Origin of the sequence: Nesterenkonia salmonea (assembly GCF_005771525.1) — a bacterium.
Lineage (GTDB): Bacteria > Actinomycetota > Actinomycetes > Actinomycetales > Micrococcaceae > Nesterenkonia > Nesterenkonia salmonea.
Window position 1 is genome coordinate 1 of sequence record NZ_VAVZ01000053.1, and the last position, 15,410, is coordinate 15,410.

The following is a 15,410-nucleotide window of genomic DNA, read 5'->3' on the forward strand; positions in this document are numbered from 1 at the left end:
GCCTGTGGCGAGATGCCCCCGGCCTCACTGGTCCCGATCGGTGTCAATAACGTCACGCCCTCTTACACCTAGTCCTCGTCCTCACCGAAGATGAAGTCGCTGACATCTGAGATCACCCCGCTCTCTTCGGCCTGCTCTCCGCCGCTGGAGAGCACCAGCAGGAACAGCAGAGGCAGCAGAGAGATGAACGCGAAGTACCCGATGACAGGCACCAGGATGACCACGGCCGTGATTCGTCCGGTCTTGGTCTGGGCGGCACCTTTGGCGGCGCCGGTGATCGCCCCGGGCACGGCTCCGACTCCGCCGGCGGCCGCGCCCTTGGTCGCACCTTTTGCAGTCTCAGCGGCGATCTTGGTGGTGTCTTCAGCGACAGTCTTGCCTGTCTGGCCGCCGATGCCCTGGGCCATGTCACCGGCTTTGGCAGAGGCCGCCCTCTGGGCGAGGTTGATGCCCTTGGAGGCAGGATCGGAATCCAGGGCCTTGTCGATGCCTGTGGAGTTTCCGCCGGCCAGCTTCTTCGCCTGGTCCTTGCCATCGCGGCCGTACTCTGAGGCCATGTCAGCCATGATGTCCTCAGTCTGGCTGCTGGCCTTCTGGGGGCCCTTTCGCCCGCCGGTTTCCTCCGAGGCAGCTGTGAGCGACACGTGTAACCTCCTCCGCCGATGATTGTGGCCTCACCTGATATACATGCGCTGATCAGCCCGACAAGGGCTGTCACTGATGAGCGCGCCGGTCAAAGCGCGCCGGACACTATCCGGGCATGGACGGTTTTATACTGATGCTGCTCACGCTGGCGCTGGTCGTCCCGGTGTTCGCCGCAGTTGCGGGGCTGGTAGCTGTCCTGTTCGCTGTGGGGACTGCACTGCTCATCGTGGGTCCCTCTGCCCTGGCCTGGTGGGTCTCCGGTGACGAGGCCGGCTGAGTCAGACGCCGGCGGCAGCGCGCAGCTGGCTGAACTCGCCTTCCCAATCATCGGTTTCGACGAACTTGACCGCCACACCGGATCGCCGGTCGACGTAGACGGGCTCTGTGGCGCTGACCACCACCCCAGTGACCTCCCGCGGGGTCCCCTGAAGGTATAGGACACCGCGGCCCACCGGATTGAACACCCCGTGCAGGCTTTCGTTCACCAGAGCCAGCAACCAAGTCTGTGGACCAGCGGCAGCACCAGAATCCTCACGCTCGTCCTCATCACCGTCGTACTCAGAGTGGACCCCGTTGTCACTCTCCAATGGAGTAGCCAGGACTGACTCGTCCTCGACAGCCGGATCGGTCTGTTGTGCGAGTCCCTGACGTGCACCTTCCAGGGCGTCGACCAGGTCGGAAGTTTCTACTGGCTGGTCGTGGACCACGGTCGGATCATCGATGACCCACACCCGGTTCGCCAGAATTTCCTGATGCGACTCAGCCTCATCAGCGCTGGCATAGGCAGAGGTCTGGACCTTGCCCGCGACGACCACCAGGTCACCGACGGCAGGCTCCCCGAATTCGGTCATCATCTGACGGTGAGTTTGAGGGAAGACCACCACCGGGGTGGCCGTGGCGTCTTCGATCGCCAGCTTCGACATGCGCCCGCTCTTAGAGATCAGTGAACGGAACTCGGAGAGTACCCCCAGGTGGCAGGCCGAGCGCGATTCCGGGCGCAGGTCCCCCAGGCGTTCGACACTCAGAGACTGGTCCTCGTCCTCGACGCCGAGGCTCTGCCCCACCTCGGCAAGGTCAATATGATCCAGCGTGGTGGAACCAACTACCGTGCCCAGGACCGCCCGCTGACGCCGGTCCCGCTCCACGACGCCGAAATCGTCTCCGACAGGTGCCACATCCGCCTTCTTAGCTGCATAGAGGGTCTTCAACAGCCCCCGGCGGGGGCCGAAGGCATCCATCGCCCCGGACTCGATCAGGGCACGCATCGACTTCACGTTGATGCCTTTCACCCTGGTGGCAAAGTCGTGCAGGCCTACGAACTCCCCGCCCATGGCACGAGCGTCGACGATAGCCGCCGCTGCCCTACCGACGTCTTTGATCTCACCCAGGCCCAGCCTGATCTCACCGGAGACCGGAACAGTCTTCTGAGCGGACTCGTTGACCGCCGGGGCACCGATCTCAATACCCTCGCCCTTCAAATCTGCTAGCAGCATCAGCCGCTTCTCGTCGTTGTCCGAGGTGGCCAGCATCGCCGCCCCGTATTCCACCGGATAGTTGGCCTTCAGATACGCAGTCCAGTACGCCAGCAGAGCGTAGGCGGCGCTGTGCGAATTATGCGAGACGACCCCGTTGGCAAGGAAATTGTGATCGATTCCGGAAGCCATCTCCACGTCGTAGACATCCTCGACGCCGTCGGGTTCGACCGAGACAACAGTCGCCTCTGTCACCAGGTGGCCCTTCTCCCACCGCCGCCGACGACCGTTCTTCACGTAACCGCCGTGGGTCGCCAGAGCGGTCTCGCCCGGTGCCATGTCGCGTACGTGGATGTATGAGCCCACCGGACTGAGGAACCGGTGGTTCTGCGTGGCGCGCACGGTCCGCCCGTCAGCCAGCGTGATCTTATAGACCTCGCGCACCCCGTTATGGTGGACATCTTTGACCATCTGAGGACGGATTCGGCCGTCGGTGGAATCGACAGCCAGCAGGCGGAACCCCCGGCTGTCCTTGAACTTGGTCAGCCATGAGGCGCATCGGGGACATGGACTTTTCGGCGCCTTCGGGTTTGCGGGACGCTCCCAGCAGTACGGGCACTTGTCTGCCGGCCCGGACCAATCTCCGTGCAGACGCCGGTACAGTTTTTCGATCGTCCAATAGTCTTCACGCCGCTCGGTCGAGAGCTTCGTCTCGGACGTCAAGCACTTGTTGAACGAGTAGTCGGCGGAACCCTTGATGAAGCCCCAGACGCGCTCGGCCGTCTGCCGGGAGAATACCGGTGAGATCAGTTCGCCGTTCTTCTCAAACTCCTTGTCATAGCCGTCGAACCACCACTCAGAGCACTGGTCCATCAAGTCTTGCTTCTTCTTCCCGATGGCCTTACGCAGGGTGGAGCGCTGAATGTCATCAAAACCCGCGACAACTTGACCCAGGCGCATCCCCTGCTCCTGGTAGACCACGGACTGATAGGTCTCATCGAGAACGTCAGCCAGCCACTCGATCTCATCCTCATCAGTGGTGAGTCGCTCGTAGGACTCAGGTTGGCGGCCATGCTTCTTCGCGGCGTAGTCCTCGGGCATCTTCGCTGAGATGGGGCCTGGCCGGTAGAGCGCCACAGCGGCCGAGAGGTCATTCAAGTTCTCGGGACCGATGTCTTGGACCACCCGGGTCATCCCGGCACCGTCGAGCTGGAAGACCCCAGCAGTGCGGCCTGCTGCGAGCATGTCGTAGGCGGCGGCGACATCATCACCGAAGTGCCCGTCGACGTCACCGTCGGGGTCGGGGATGTCCTCCACCGACTGGGGCAGGCCGTCTTCGCCGCGGCGTTTTAGGTATTCGAAGGTCAGGTCGATGTAGTCGAGGTTCTGGATACCTAAGAAGTCCATCTTCAGCAGGCCGAAGTCTTCGACCATGTCGCCGTCCCAGACGATGACCTGGGGCTCATCCTCGCCGGCATCCTTCGACACCGGACGCAGAGGCACCAGGTCGAACAGCGGCTCAGAGGAGATCACGAAGCCACACGGGTGAATGGTCTCGTTCTTAGAAACCCCTTCGAAACGACGAGCCAGTTCGATGATTTGAGCGGCGGTGTCACCGCCGTCTTCCACCGCAGACCAGAACTCTTCGGCCCGCAGTCGCTCTTCTTCCTCGGCCGGGTCATCCAGCCGGGCGAAGGGCTGGGAACTGTTGTCACCATGCTCGATGATCTTTGCCAGACGGTCGCCGAGTTTGAAGACCTCTTTGCGCTCCAACTCTTGATCATCGCGCTGTTTTCCGGTGGTCGTCTTGTCGAGCACCGGCGTCATCACCCGGGCTGCGTCTTTGATGGCGGCCTTGGTCTGGGCCTTGTTGAAGCCTCCGATGTGAGCCACGTGGCCAGCCCCGTATTGGCGTTGACAGTAAGCGTGGATCAGGTGGCGCTGGTGCTTCGGGAAGTCCATGTCGATGTCGGGCAGACCGACCCGTCCGCGCTCTAAGAACCTCTCGAAGAGCAGGTCGTAGCGCAGCGGGCACAGGCCAGTGATGCCCAGGGAATAGGCCAGGATAGACCCCGCTGCCGACCCGCGGCCGGCGCCGACGGTGATCCGCTCTCCCCTGGCGTATTCGATGATGTCCCAGGTGATCAGAAAATAGTCGGAGTAGCCCATGTCAGCCACGACCGAAAGCTCGTGGTCGATGCGCTCAACGACTTCCTCATCGGCTTGCCAATCCCCGCCGTAGCGCCAAAGCGCCCCGTCCTCGACGAGATGGCGGAGGTAGGCGTCGGAGGTTTCCCACTTGTCCGGCAGCTCGAATTTCGGCAGGCGAATTTCAGGCTCAGGCACCGTGTCGTCCTCGACGAGGTCAGCCACCAGGCCGGTGGCCGTGACCGCGTTCTGCCAATCCTCGTCCTCTGCACGGATGTCACGCATCTCGCGCTCAGTCTTGAAGTGGTAGCCGGATCCGTTGAACCGAAACCGGGACTTATCACGGACCGAAGACCCGGTGCCCACGGCCAAGAACGCCTCATGGGCGCGGTCATCATCGCAGTGCAGATAGTGGGAATCGTTGGTGGCCACCACGTCCAGGCCACGCTGCTGGGCCAGGGCCTGCAGCTCGTCGATGACGTAGTGCTCGGAGGCTATTCCGTGGTCCATGACCTCAACGAAGACGTGCTGGGCACCGACGGCGGCGATCATGTGGTCCACTGCGGTGTGAGCATCGGCGCGCAGAGCCTGGGCGTCTGTGCCGTCGGGGTCGTCGCAGAACTGGATCTGCGCCAGCGGCCCGGCCACCGGTGAGGCCAGGCAGCCGGTGAGGACGATGAGTCCTTCGCCGTATTGCTTCAGCAGCTGCCAGTCGCCGGCGGGGTGCTTGCCGATCTTGGTCTGCTGGGATTCGTTGTGGAAGCGCATCAGGTTGTGCCAGCCGGTCCGGTTCCGCGCCAGCACGGTCAGGTGGTAGTAGGACTTCTTCTTCGTCCGGCGCGTGCCATCGGTGGTGATCTCATCATCGGCGTCGCCCATACCGTCGTCGGCGTAGACGTTCATGGTCTCCGGGTCGTGGCGCGAGCCGATAGCCATATAGGCCTCGATGGCCGGAATCGGCTTCACACCGTGCTTCTTGCACTCCTGGGCGAAGGTCCACAGCCCGCCGGGGGTGCCGTGATCAGTCAGCGCGCAGGCTTCAAATCCGTGGTCGGCGGCGGCCTGGGCAGTGTCTTTGAGGCGAGCCATCCCGTCCAGAGAGCTGTGCTCCGTGTGGACGTGCAGCGGAGTGTATGACATAGCCACAGAGTGTCCGGCAGGCAGGGCAGATTGAGGCCGCACCTCAAGCCGCGCTCACAAGGTGGAGGTCTGAAGGACCCGGAGCACATCCTGCGGCCCGGAGAAGACTTCACCGCAGTGTGGGCAGGTCTGGGCCATCTCGCCGAGGAACGCGGTGCGCACCAGGGAGTGCAGTTCCAGGTAACAGTCCCTGCACAGCCGTGGGGTGTTGACCAGTCCGGGCACGCACTCGTGGCCGGCGCACAGATAGTCCGCCGTGTTGTGGCACGTCCGGATCGTGCACTGGTGATCTGGTTTCATGTACCCATGGTGTCCGGCCTGTGGGCGCTGCGGCTAACGATCCGCAAGCGGGCGCACTTCGACGCCGCTGTGGTCAGTGCCGATGGTCGAACGGTCGAAGTCGGCGACCACTTCATCGTCCTCCCCGAATGGGACGACGACCGTCCCCAGCTCGTACTTCCTGCCCTCGTCGAAGCCTGACCCGAGCATCTCAGCGACCCCGGTGGCCAGGTCGTGGACGCCATCGGTGGAGTCGTAGTCGGCAGGCTCGAATATGACCTCCACCGTTGTGCCGGCGTCGTATTCGGTCGCCTCGAACGTTGGGGCTTCGGGTTTGTTCTCGTCGAGCCAGTCATCAATCGCGGCCACTACCGAACTCACGCCGTTGGTCTCACCGTCTGTGTGCTCACTGGTCTCGTCTGTCTCTGGTTCCGGGTCGATGACTTCAAGCTGCGGTTCGGCAGGGTCTTCCGGATCATCACCGGAGCTGGTCTCGACAATGCCAGACTCTTCGACTTCGTCGTCTTCGTCGAAGTCGAGGTCGAGGTCGAAGTCCAACTCACCGAGATCCTGTTCCACCACGGCGGTCTGTTCATCGTCGAGCTTTCGCACCGTGGGCGAGTCATCAAAGTCGCGGACGTGGGATCTCCAGTCGGGACGCTCATCCTCGGGCCAGGGTTCCAGGCGCTGGGCCAGGGCGGCCCCGTAGGCCTGCTGCTCGCCAGGGTCGTACCAGGCCTGCATGGCCACAGCCTTGCCCGCAGTCACCGGCTCCCAGTACCCGCGGCCAGGCGGTATGGACTCGCCGAGGTCAGGAGCGTCGTAGGGGCTGCGCAGGGCGACCTGCTTCTCGGGCAGAGTCGCCGCGCCGAACAGTGCTCGGCCCATATTGCTCTTCAGGTCAGTCGAGCCCTGGATGGAGTTCAAGACCGTTGAGTCCAGCTTCTGGGTGGCCAGGATCAGGGTGACCCCGGCTGAGCGGGCCTCGCGGGCGATCTTCCCGGTAAGGAATCCGATGGTCTGCTTCTCGTTGTTGGCCCTGACGACCTCTTCGCGTGCGGCATCGGCCTCGGGGTTCTCGGACTTCTCCGGCGGCTTCTCCTGCAACATCAGTGAGGTGAACTCATCCAAGATCATCAGCAGCCGCCTCGGTCGCACATTGTCGGGGAGGTCACCGACTTTTGAGACTCCGTGCTCCTCGTTGAGCTTCTTGCGCCGGGTGACCTCCCCATAGACGTGGCGCATCATGCCAGCAGCCTCATAGAGGTCGCCGGTGATACCAGCGATGTAGTCACGGGAGAAGAAGAAATCAGTGCCGCCCTTGGACGGGTCGGCGATGTAGACTTCCCAGCCGCGCAGCAGCGCCGAGTAGAGCATGACCATCAAGCCGGCGGATTTGCCGCCATTAGAGGTGCCGCTGACAAGCAGGTGCGGCGATTCCTTCGGGGTGTAGGCCACGGTCCTGCCGTAGACGTCGACGGCGAAGGGCAGATCCTCGCGGCGGTCTGCCTCCTCGTAACTCATCGGCGCGGGGAACGGCATCGGGTCTTCCTCGCAGACCACGAGCTCAACCTCGTTGGGTTTGCCCGACGCGGCGGCCTGGGGGTGGACGAAGGCGTTGGACGAGTTGGCCTTCAACTTCGACACCCGGGAGGTGAAAGCCTCCAGGGCCAGGCCGGTGTTGCGCAGGCTGAAGGTCAGAATCTTCACCTTGGGGTTCTCTTCAACCGGGGCCGTGCTGATCAGCTGGGGCATGGTGCCCGACTCGGATGTGATCCCGGAGTCCACGAAGACCTGCTCCCACTCCAAGGCATCGAGCATGTCTTGGGCATCGGAGTCTCTGATGTCCACCGTCTGCGGATCAGCACCGGCAATGATGTTGACCCCGTCTCGGGTCTCGGCCACTCGCAGGTAGTCCACCCCCCAGGTTTCCATGAGCTGATGACGCTTCTTGCGGACCTCCGCCAACGTGGTCCCGCCGTAGAGCCGGACATGCATCTGCCACAGATGCTTACCCGAGGACTCCTCAGAGATCGGCGAGGCCGAAGCCAGCTCCGGCCGGGCAAGCTTCGCGTCGAGGAATCCTCGGTTGATCGTTGACGCCAGAACCCACTGCGGGGCCTTAGACCTGGACACAGGTGCGATGTTCTCCACCGAATCGGGTACGGCGCGCTCGGCCCAGCGCAGCGAGACCGCCTGCCGGTGCCGCTCCCCGTCCCTGGTGGCCCGCGGGTCGTCGAAGCCGGCCATGGACACGAACGGGTATGCCTCCAGGGCGGTGGCGATCTCGGATTCGAAGGGGAAGAAGTCTTTCTCCGGGGTCATGCCGCGACGGATGACGAACACCAGGCTGTTGACTTGCGTGCCGTCTGCCAGTTTCGCGCTGGCCTCGGTCTTCCATTCTGGTCTGGGCGGGTTCTCCGCCTTCTTGATCGCATCAGCCCAGCGCTGGTTCCACCAGTCTTCTTTGAGCAGATACTGGATGGTGTCGTCGGTGACCCCGGATTCTTCGGTGAACTCCGCGGCCTCGAATTCACCCATGTAGAGCACCCCGGTCTTCTTCGCGGCCATGGGGTCTGCGACGACATCAGCGCCGATGACCGAAGAGAACTGCGGGAGCATCTTCGAGGCGGTTTTCACATCGATCCCCGATATGGAGACCCTGAGCACCCGAGCTTCCGAGGTGGTGATCACCTCGTGGCCGGTGGGCATGAACCGCTCTTTATTCTCCGCCGATGCTTGAGCGAAGACGGCACGCAGCAGCTGCTGTGTGACCTGGTCATCGGTTTTCGAGTCCCCCAATGAGGGAACAGCTTCAGACGAGGGCAGCTCGATGATGTCGAACTTGATGGCATCGACGGTGCCGGGTTTGGGCTGGCCTTTCGAGTCGGTCTGCTCCACCGGAGCCACAGCGATGGAGGTGGACCCGCCCACGGTGGCTGCGAGCTTATCGGGGTTCTTCAAGAACCATTCCGAGCCGCCGACCGCAGCATTGGAGGCCAGATGCAGCACGGTGATCTTCGATTCGCCTGTCCCCAGGTGCTCCAGGTCCTCGACTCTGGGCGCGGGTTCCTTCTTGATGGATTTGAACCGGTCCTGCCATGCCCGGCGGTGCTCCAGCACCTGGCGCCAGTGAGTCAGAGCCTGGTGACGGGCTGCCGGATAGGTGCCGGCCAGGCCGCCGACGACGATCGATGCCGCCGTGATCCAGCCCAGGGGCCACTGGCTGTACTGACCCAGCACGGGAGCGACAATGATGCCCAATACTGCCCCCAGGACTCCGGGGCCGATGATCAGATACGGTTTGGCCTTCGCGAGGGTCAGCGCATCAGAGAGCCGGGTCCCGGGGCAGACTTCCTCGAAGTCCAGGGTCTTGCGTCTGGCCCATGCCAGGGCGAAGCAGATCAGCAGAGCGGCTATCGCGTTGATCAGCGGGAACCACGTCGAGGCGTCAGCGACCGGCTGCGCCCATTCATCGATCGCCTCCGCCACCGGTTCGTGGTGGAACTGAGGCCAATGCAGCGCGAAACCGGCCACGGCGAATGCCGCGAAGTAGGAATACAGCGGCGGCCAGCCGGGGAACCACCCTTTGTTCGGGGCGATGAGCGTATAGGCCATCGTGGAGAAGAACTGGTGCTTCTGCCTCGATTCCTGCACCCAGGGGTCGTCCTTCTCCGAGGCTTTGGGCTTCGGTGGGGCCGGGTGCATGAATCCGGCAAGTGCTAGGGCCAGCCAGATCAGAACCAGTCCGGGGAGGCCGAACCAGAGGGCGGCGGCCCCTGAAAGCACACCGAGGGGAATCAGGATCGGTGAGGCATCACGACGTTCTTGGGCGCGGGCAGGACTCATACCACTAGAGTGTCCGGCAACGGATCCGCTGAACTACTGGCGGTGGCGAGGCCAGCGGCCGTACTTGCGACGCTCAGCGTCGACAGCCTACTTCTCTGCTCCCTTCATGGCGGCCGAGGCGTAGGTGTAGATGAGTCCTCGGATGCGCAGCTCGTCCTCCCCCAGCAGCGCAGCGATCTCATCAGGCTCCAGGCCGGCCTCGTACCGGCCGGCGTAGACCGCCTCGACCTGCGCCTGCACGCGCAGGTTCTCCACATCGGCCAGGGCGCTCAGAGTGGACCGGGCCTGGTCCTCGTCGCTGGCGGCTTCGGTCTTGGCGTTCGTTCGATGAATGGTCGCAGCCACGACCGCCAGTGCTTCACCGATGCGCGCGAGGTTCTCGGTGGTCGAACTCATCGCCTCGCCCTTCCTTTACGGTGGATGCGCTGGAGTGCGCGCGCCAGCCGGTCCTCGGCAGGGCCAGGGTGCAGCGTCAAGAACTTCTCGACACGATCCTCAAGCTTGGCCGCGCCGATGATGGGCGTTGGCCTCCAGGACAGCGAGGAACTGACGGTGGTGGATTCAGCCTTCTTCGCCCCGTGGACGGCGACCAGCGAGAAAGTCTCCGGGTCGATGCGATCTGCTCCAAGCATCGAGGTCAGAACCTCGAGGGCCTTCTCGGTCGCGGCTGCGGAGACATGAGGCTCACGTCTGACTCCGCGCATCGGGGTCCCGAACCATCCGTGATAGTAACCGGGTCTCCAGAGCTTAGAGTCGATGGCCAGGATCCCTTCGCCGGAGACGACAAGGTGATCGATGTCGGTCTTCAGCTTCACCGGCAGCCGAAGCGAATGGATGATCAGCGCCCGATCGCTGTAGCCGCGCAGAATGGCCGCAGTGAGGCCCTCGCCCCGGGCACCGGATGAAGCTCGGGAGGCATCGAATCCCTGATCCGTCATCCCGGCCGCAGCGGTTCCGACAACTCCGGTGGTTTTGAACGCCATGCTCATCGAACCCCCTAGAAGAAGATCTGCCAGATCAGCAGACCCAGTGCGATCACCGCAGCAATACGGATCACCCAGGCACCGGTGGTCGAATGCAGGAAATCCACCACAGCACGGTATTCAGCTGTCTCCCCGTCACGGGGTGTGTTGTTCTCACTCATACACCCACAGTGTCCGGCGCACAGCTGTCAGTTGCGGGATCACAGTCTCACCGCTCCGCCTGCTCGCAGTCAGCGCGCTTGTCCGCCAGGAGTCCGGCAGAGACTGGGCAGCGGTTCCATTGTCTTCCGCTGAATGACCGAAAGCGTCTGACCCTGCGGATCCAGATCGGCGGGCGCTGGGCCAATTCCCACCCTTGCGCGTCCAGCTACGTAGTGCCTGTGGCCAACATCGGCCTGCCCAACGATGGGGTGTGATCGCCTCTACGCGGGTGGATCGCAGCGAGCACTAACAGCTCGGCCGCACGCCGTGATCACGGACTTCGTAGGGGTATTTCGATAGTGTCCTGATCAGTAGAGAGCAGTCCGTCCAGATGCTTGGCCGTGTAGGCCGCACTTTGCCCCGAGCCCCCTGTTGAACAGGACACTATACCTGGGTAGCGTATGGCATGAGGATGAGCCGGACCTGCACGGGATGACGGGCCCAGGGCCGCAGGCCGGTCTATTCTTCCCGGCGTTTGCCCTCTAGAGGCGTAGTGGGGCGGAATGTCGCGTCGACGGTCACGACCCTTGCAATATACCCCCTGGGGGTATATTCTGCGCAGACAGTTGAACACCAACAAAGAAGGGAAACCCTCATGACTACCAACAGCTACGACGTCACTGGAATGTCCTGCGGCCATTGCGAGGCCGCGATTCGGGATGAGGTCTCGCAGATTCCCAATGTCAACCAAGTCGAAGTCAGCGCGGCCACCGGGCGTCTGGCTGTAACCAGTGAGCAGCCCGTCGAGGATGCCGCGGTGATCGCCGCAGTCGATGAGGCTGGCTACACCGCTGTCAGGAGCTGAGTATGGGGGCCCCTGCACGGCTTGCCCTGTACGGGCTGATCCTGGTGGCCGTGTTCGCTGCGGCTGGCGTCACGGCGAACGCGGTCATCGACGAAGAGACCGTGCAGGATTGGATGGAGGAGGCTCCGGAAGGCCTTGAAGGACAAGGAGACGATATGAACAGCGCGGGACACGACGATCACGGGGCTGATGGTTCCTCTCTTGGTTTGGCCTCCGCTGAGGATGGCTACGAGCTGACTGAGGTGGCTGCGCCTTCCGAACCTGGCGCGAAAGGCGAGTTGTCCCTGGTGGTGACCGGCCCTGACGGGTCCCCAGTGACCGACTTCGACTTTGACCATGAGGTGGAAATGCACCTGATCGCCGTCCGTGCCGATGGCCAGGAATTCCGCCACGGCCATCCAGAACGCGACGAGGCGGGCACGTGGTCGATTCCGTGGGATTGGGATGAGGCCGGCACCTATCGGGTGTTTGCCGATTTTGTTCCTTCCGCAACGGGGGAAGGCCTGACTCTGTCGACTTTGGTGCAGGTCGCAGGTGACTACGACCCGGCTCCGGCCAGGGAGCCGGTCACCGAGACCAGTGTGGATGGCTTTGACGTTGCGGTCGAGGGTGATCTGATCGCTGGTGAGGCCTCACAGCTGACGGTGAGCATCACACGTGGTGGAGAGCCGGTCACCGCGCTGGAGCCCTACCTGGGGGCCTTCGGGCACATGGTCGTCCTGCGAGACGGAGATCTGGCCTACCTGCACGTCCATCCGTACGGCGACGCTCCGGAGCCCGGGGACACGTCTGGACCGGAGATCGTATTCGAATCCACTGTCCCGACCGAAGGCCGATACCTGCTGTTCCTGGATTTCCAGGTCGACGGTGAAGTGCACACTGCACCCCTGGTGGTCGACACCGCAGGAGGCAGTGACACCGGCGGTGGGGAATCGAGCATAAGTGACGGGCAGAACGAGCACGAGGAAGAAGAAAACCATGACCACTGAAAACACCAGCACCGAGGTCAATCTCACTGGCCTTGACCTGACGATCGGTGGCATGACCTGCGCCGCGTGCGCCAACCGGATCGAAAAGAAGCTTAATAGACTCGACGGTGTCGATGCCAGCGTGAACTACGCGACCGAAAAGGCACGCGTCACCACCCCCGAAGGTTACGACGCCCAGCTGCTGATCGCGGAGGTGGAGAAGACTGGCTACACCGCCGAACTGCCGCCTTCCGGTAAGGACTCTTCCGGTGCTGCCGGTGAGGGCGAGTCTCGTGAGGACGTTGAGATCAGGGTGCTGAAGCAGCGCCTGATCGGTGCGGCAGTCTTGTCGGTGCCGGTCATTGCGATGGCGATGATCCCAACGCTGCAGTTCGACTACTGGGGCTTCGCCTCCCTGGTCCTCGCCGCCCCCGTGGTGGTGTGGGCCGGCTGGCCGTTCCACAAGGCCGCCTGGGCCAACTTCAAGCACGGCGCGGCGACCATGGACACTCTCATCGCGGTGGGCACCAGTGCCGCGTTGATCTGGTCGATCATCGCCCTGTTCTTCGGTACCGCCGGTCAACCCGGTGTAGTCCACCCCTTCGAGCTGACCATCTCACGCACCGATGGGCTGGGACACATATATCTTGAGGTCGCGGCCGGAGTGATCACCTTTGTCTTGCTGGGTCGGTACTTCGAGAAGACCTCTAAGCGTCAAGCCGGTGCTGCCCTTCGCGCGCTGCTGGAATTGGGGGCGAAGGAAGTCTCCCTCCTCAGAAACGGCACAGAGCACCGGGTTCCCATTGAGGAGCTGAATGTTGACGACGAGTTCGTCGTCCGACCCGGGGAGAAGATCGCCACCGACGGGGTCATCACCTCCGGGAACTCAGCGATCGATGCATCGATGCTCACCGGCGAAGCGGTGCCGGTCGAGGTCACTGTGGGTGACAACGTCGCAGGCGCCACGGTCAACGCCGGGGGCCGCCTGGTCATCAAGGCCACCCGGGTGGGTGCGGACACCCAGCTGTCACAGATGGCGAAGATGGTTGAAGACGCCCAGTCCGGCAAGGCCGAGATCCAGCGCCTGGTTGACCGCGTCTCCTCGGTGTTCGTGCCCATCGCGATCGCAGTGGCCGCCGCTGCTCTGGGCGGGTGGCTCGGGGCCGGGTTCCCGATCAGTGCCGCCTTCACCGCCACGGTCGCGGTGCTGATCATCGCCTGCCCCTGCGCCATGGGCCTGGCCGCACCGACCGCGCTGCTGGTCGGCACCGGCCGCGGAGCCCAGATGGGTGTGCTCATCAAGGGCCCCGAGGTCTTAGAATCCACCCGCAAAGTCGACACCATCGTGCTGGACAAGACGGGCACGGTGACTACTGGAAAAATGACCTTAAGCGATGCCATCACCGCCGACGGCGTGGACCGGGCCGAGCTGCTGCGCCTCGCCGGCGGGCTGGAGGATTACTCCGAACACCCCATCGCCCAGGCCATCGCCGCCGGAGCAACAGCTGAGGTCGGTGACCTGCCCGCCCCTGAATCCTTCGATAACGTCGAAGGCAAGGGCGTCCAAGGTGTGGTCGAGGGCCACGCCATCGTCGCCGGACGTGAGACGCTGCTGGCCGACTGGTCCATGCACCTCGACGACGAACTCAAATCCGCCAAGCAGGCTGCCGAAGCTCAGGGTAAGACCGCGATCACCGTCGGTTGGGACGGTCAAGCCCGCGGTGTGCTGGTCGTCTCCGACCAGATCAAGCCTACCTCGGCTGAGGCCATCGGCCAGTTCAAAGAGCTGGGTCTGACCCCGGTGCTGCTGACCGGGGACAACCAGACTGTGGCAGAGCAGGTGGCTTCTGAGGTCGGCATCGATCGGGTGGTTGCCGAGGTGCTGCCCAAAGACAAAGTCGATGTCGTCGTCGGTCTCCAAGACGAGGGCAAGGTCGTGGCGATGGTCGGTGACGGTGTCAACGACGCCCCAGCTCTGGCCCAAGCAGATCTGGGTCTGGCCATGGGCACCGGCACCGATGTGGCCATCGAGGCCGCTGAAATCACCCTGGTCCGCGGTGACCTGCGGGCAGCAGCGGATGCGATCCGGTTGTCCCGGCGAACTCTGCGCACCATTAAGCAGAACATGTTCTGGGCCTTCGGCTACAACACCACCGCCATCCCCATCGCAGCCTTCGGGCTGCTGAACCCGATGCTGGCCGGAGCCGCCATGGCGTTCTCCAGCGTGTCGGTGGTCTCCAACAGCCTGCGGCTGCGCAGGTTCAAGGCCAAAGCCGACGACCAGGCTACCCTCGCTGGCAGTGTTCCGGCACCGGCACGCGAACCGGCACAGGTCTGAAAGAACCGAACTGTCATCAACCCAGAGAAAGGAAACCAACCACGATGACTACACACGACCACCACAACCACGGCCACGGTGCCGCTTCTGGCGGCTGCAGCGGTCACGCGCCTAAGACCGAAGACCTCGCCTCAGCCCAGGGTGACGACGTCACCGAGTGCCTGGTCATGCCCGGGACCCCGGTGATCAAGTCCCAGGCCGAAGAAGCCGGACTCTACCGCGACTACCAGGACCAGCGTTACTGGCTGTGCTGTGACGCCTGCGGCCCGCTTTTCGACGCCGACCCCGAACGCTACATCGCTGCCACTTAACGAGGCGTCCACCTCTTGCCCAGCACCACCAGTCACGAAGGAGAAAGCAGTATGAGTCAGCCCCCAACAGGATCGCAGCAAGCAACTGACCACGATGCGCACCACGAGCACAGTGGGCACCACGGCCACCACAACGAACACAGCCGCCACGACGGGCACGACCATGAGGGCCACGGGCACGAAGGCGAGCATCACGCTGGTCATGAAGCACACGGCGGGCACGCCGGACATGATGGACACGCAGGGCATGGCCACGGCGACCATGGAGACC

13 protein-coding genes are annotated in these 15,410 nt (G+C 63.4%); 6 read left to right on the forward strand and 7 right to left on the reverse strand.

The features are described 5' to 3' along the window. Window positions 1–68: 68 nt before the first annotated feature. A complete protein-coding gene (locus FEF26_RS14070; protein ID WP_138254175.1) occupies window positions 69–644 on the reverse strand; it encodes a hypothetical protein in 576 nt (191 codons plus the stop codon). A 116-nt stretch (window positions 645–760) separates the two neighbouring features. Between FEF26_RS14070 and FEF26_RS15800 the strand changes: the two genes are divergently transcribed. Then, entirely contained in the window at window positions 761–922 is a 162-nt protein-coding gene (locus FEF26_RS15800) for a hypothetical protein (RefSeq protein WP_166433052.1), read from the forward strand. 1 nt (window position 923) lies between these two features. Here FEF26_RS15800 and dnaE read toward each other — a convergent pair whose 3' ends face one another. The 6 genes from dnaE to FEF26_RS15805 form a co-directional block, all read right to left on the reverse strand. After that, window positions 924–5,405 (reverse strand): DNA polymerase III subunit alpha, encoded by a 4,482-nt coding sequence (dnaE, locus tag FEF26_RS14075; RefSeq protein ID WP_138254176.1) that lies wholly within the window; start codon window positions 5,403–5,405, stop codon window positions 924–926. A 54-nt stretch (window positions 5,406–5,459) separates the two neighbouring features. Next, window positions 5,460–5,705 (reverse strand): hypothetical protein, encoded by a 246-nt coding sequence (locus tag FEF26_RS14080; protein WP_138254177.1) that lies wholly within the window; start codon window positions 5,703–5,705, stop codon window positions 5,460–5,462. A gap of 33 nt (window positions 5,706–5,738) precedes the next feature. Continuing rightward, complete coding sequence (locus tag FEF26_RS14085) at window positions 5,739–9,533, reverse strand: FtsK/SpoIIIE domain-containing protein (protein WP_138254178.1); 3,795 nt, start codon at window positions 9,531–9,533, stop codon at window positions 5,739–5,741. Between the two features lie 87 nt (window positions 9,534–9,620). Then, window positions 9,621–9,929 (reverse strand): hypothetical protein, encoded by a 309-nt coding sequence (locus FEF26_RS14090; protein ID WP_138254179.1) that lies wholly within the window; start codon window positions 9,927–9,929, stop codon window positions 9,621–9,623. After that, window positions 9,926–10,516, reverse strand: coding sequence for a nuclease-related domain-containing protein (locus tag FEF26_RS14095; RefSeq protein ID WP_166433053.1), 591 nt, complete (start codon window positions 10,514–10,516; stop codon window positions 9,926–9,928). Before FEF26_RS14095 ends, FEF26_RS14090 begins: the two co-directional genes overlap by 4 nt. A gap of 14 nt (window positions 10,517–10,530) precedes the next feature. Beyond that, window positions 10,531–10,677 (reverse strand): hypothetical protein, encoded by a 147-nt coding sequence (locus FEF26_RS15805; protein ID WP_166433054.1) that lies wholly within the window; start codon window positions 10,675–10,677, stop codon window positions 10,531–10,533. Between the two features lie 635 nt (window positions 10,678–11,312). Between FEF26_RS15805 and FEF26_RS14100 the strand changes: the two genes are divergently transcribed. The 5 genes from FEF26_RS14100 to FEF26_RS14120 form a co-directional block, all read left to right on the forward strand. Then, complete coding sequence (locus tag FEF26_RS14100) at window positions 11,313–11,522, forward strand: heavy-metal-associated domain-containing protein (RefSeq protein WP_138254181.1); 210 nt, start codon at window positions 11,313–11,315, stop codon at window positions 11,520–11,522. 2 nt (window positions 11,523–11,524) lie between these two features. Further along, on the forward strand, window positions 11,525–12,511 hold the full coding sequence (locus FEF26_RS14105; RefSeq protein ID WP_138254182.1) for a heavy-metal-associated domain-containing protein: 987 nt from the start codon (window positions 11,525–11,527) through the stop codon (window positions 12,509–12,511). After that, window positions 12,501–14,828: a heavy metal translocating P-type ATPase gene (locus tag FEF26_RS14110; protein WP_138254183.1), complete on the forward strand. Its 2,328-nt coding sequence runs from the start codon at window positions 12,501–12,503 to the stop codon at window positions 14,826–14,828. The genes FEF26_RS14105 and FEF26_RS14110 overlap by 11 nt, the downstream gene beginning before the upstream one ends. A 44-nt stretch (window positions 14,829–14,872) precedes the next feature. Further along, a complete protein-coding gene (locus tag FEF26_RS14115; RefSeq protein WP_138254184.1) occupies window positions 14,873–15,139 on the forward strand; it encodes a YHS domain-containing protein in 267 nt (88 codons plus the stop codon). A gap of 51 nt (window positions 15,140–15,190) precedes the next feature. Further along, the coding region (locus tag FEF26_RS14120) for a hypothetical protein (RefSeq protein ID WP_208012942.1) at window positions 15,191–15,410 on the forward strand (220 nt) is incomplete at its 3' end.

What these genes read in the sequence shown, in the direction of transcription:
- FEF26_RS15800 (WP_166433052.1), top strand. Translation starts at nt 761, where the DNA reads ATGGACGGTTTTATACTGATGCTGCTCACGCTGGCGCTGGTCGTCCCG.
- dnaE (WP_138254176.1), bottom strand. Translation starts at nt 5,405, where the DNA reads ATGTCATACACTCCGCTGCACGTCCACACGGAGCACAGCTCTCTGGAC.
- FEF26_RS14080 (WP_138254177.1), bottom strand. Translation starts at nt 5,705, where the DNA reads ATGAAACCAGATCACCAGTGCACGATCCGGACGTGCCACAACACGGCG.
- FEF26_RS14085 (WP_138254178.1), bottom strand. Translation starts at nt 9,533, where the DNA reads ATGAGTCCTGCCCGCGCCCAAGAACGTCGTGATGCCTCACCGATCCTG.
- FEF26_RS14090 (WP_138254179.1), bottom strand. Translation starts at nt 9,929, where the DNA reads ATGAGTTCGACCACCGAGAACCTCGCGCGCATCGGTGAAGCACTGGCG.
- FEF26_RS14095 (WP_166433053.1), bottom strand. Translation starts at nt 10,516, where the DNA reads ATGGCGTTCAAAACCACCGGAGTTGTCGGAACCGCTGCGGCCGGGATG.
- FEF26_RS15805 (WP_166433054.1), bottom strand. Translation starts at nt 10,677, where the DNA reads ATGAGTGAGAACAACACACCCCGTGACGGGGAGACAGCTGAATACCGT.
- FEF26_RS14100 (WP_138254181.1), top strand. Translation starts at nt 11,313, where the DNA reads ATGACTACCAACAGCTACGACGTCACTGGAATGTCCTGCGGCCATTGC.
- FEF26_RS14105 (WP_138254182.1), top strand. Translation starts at nt 11,525, where the DNA reads ATGGGGGCCCCTGCACGGCTTGCCCTGTACGGGCTGATCCTGGTGGCC.
- FEF26_RS14110 (WP_138254183.1), top strand. Translation starts at nt 12,501, where the DNA reads ATGACCACTGAAAACACCAGCACCGAGGTCAATCTCACTGGCCTTGAC.
- FEF26_RS14115 (WP_138254184.1), top strand. Translation starts at nt 14,873, where the DNA reads ATGACTACACACGACCACCACAACCACGGCCACGGTGCCGCTTCTGGC.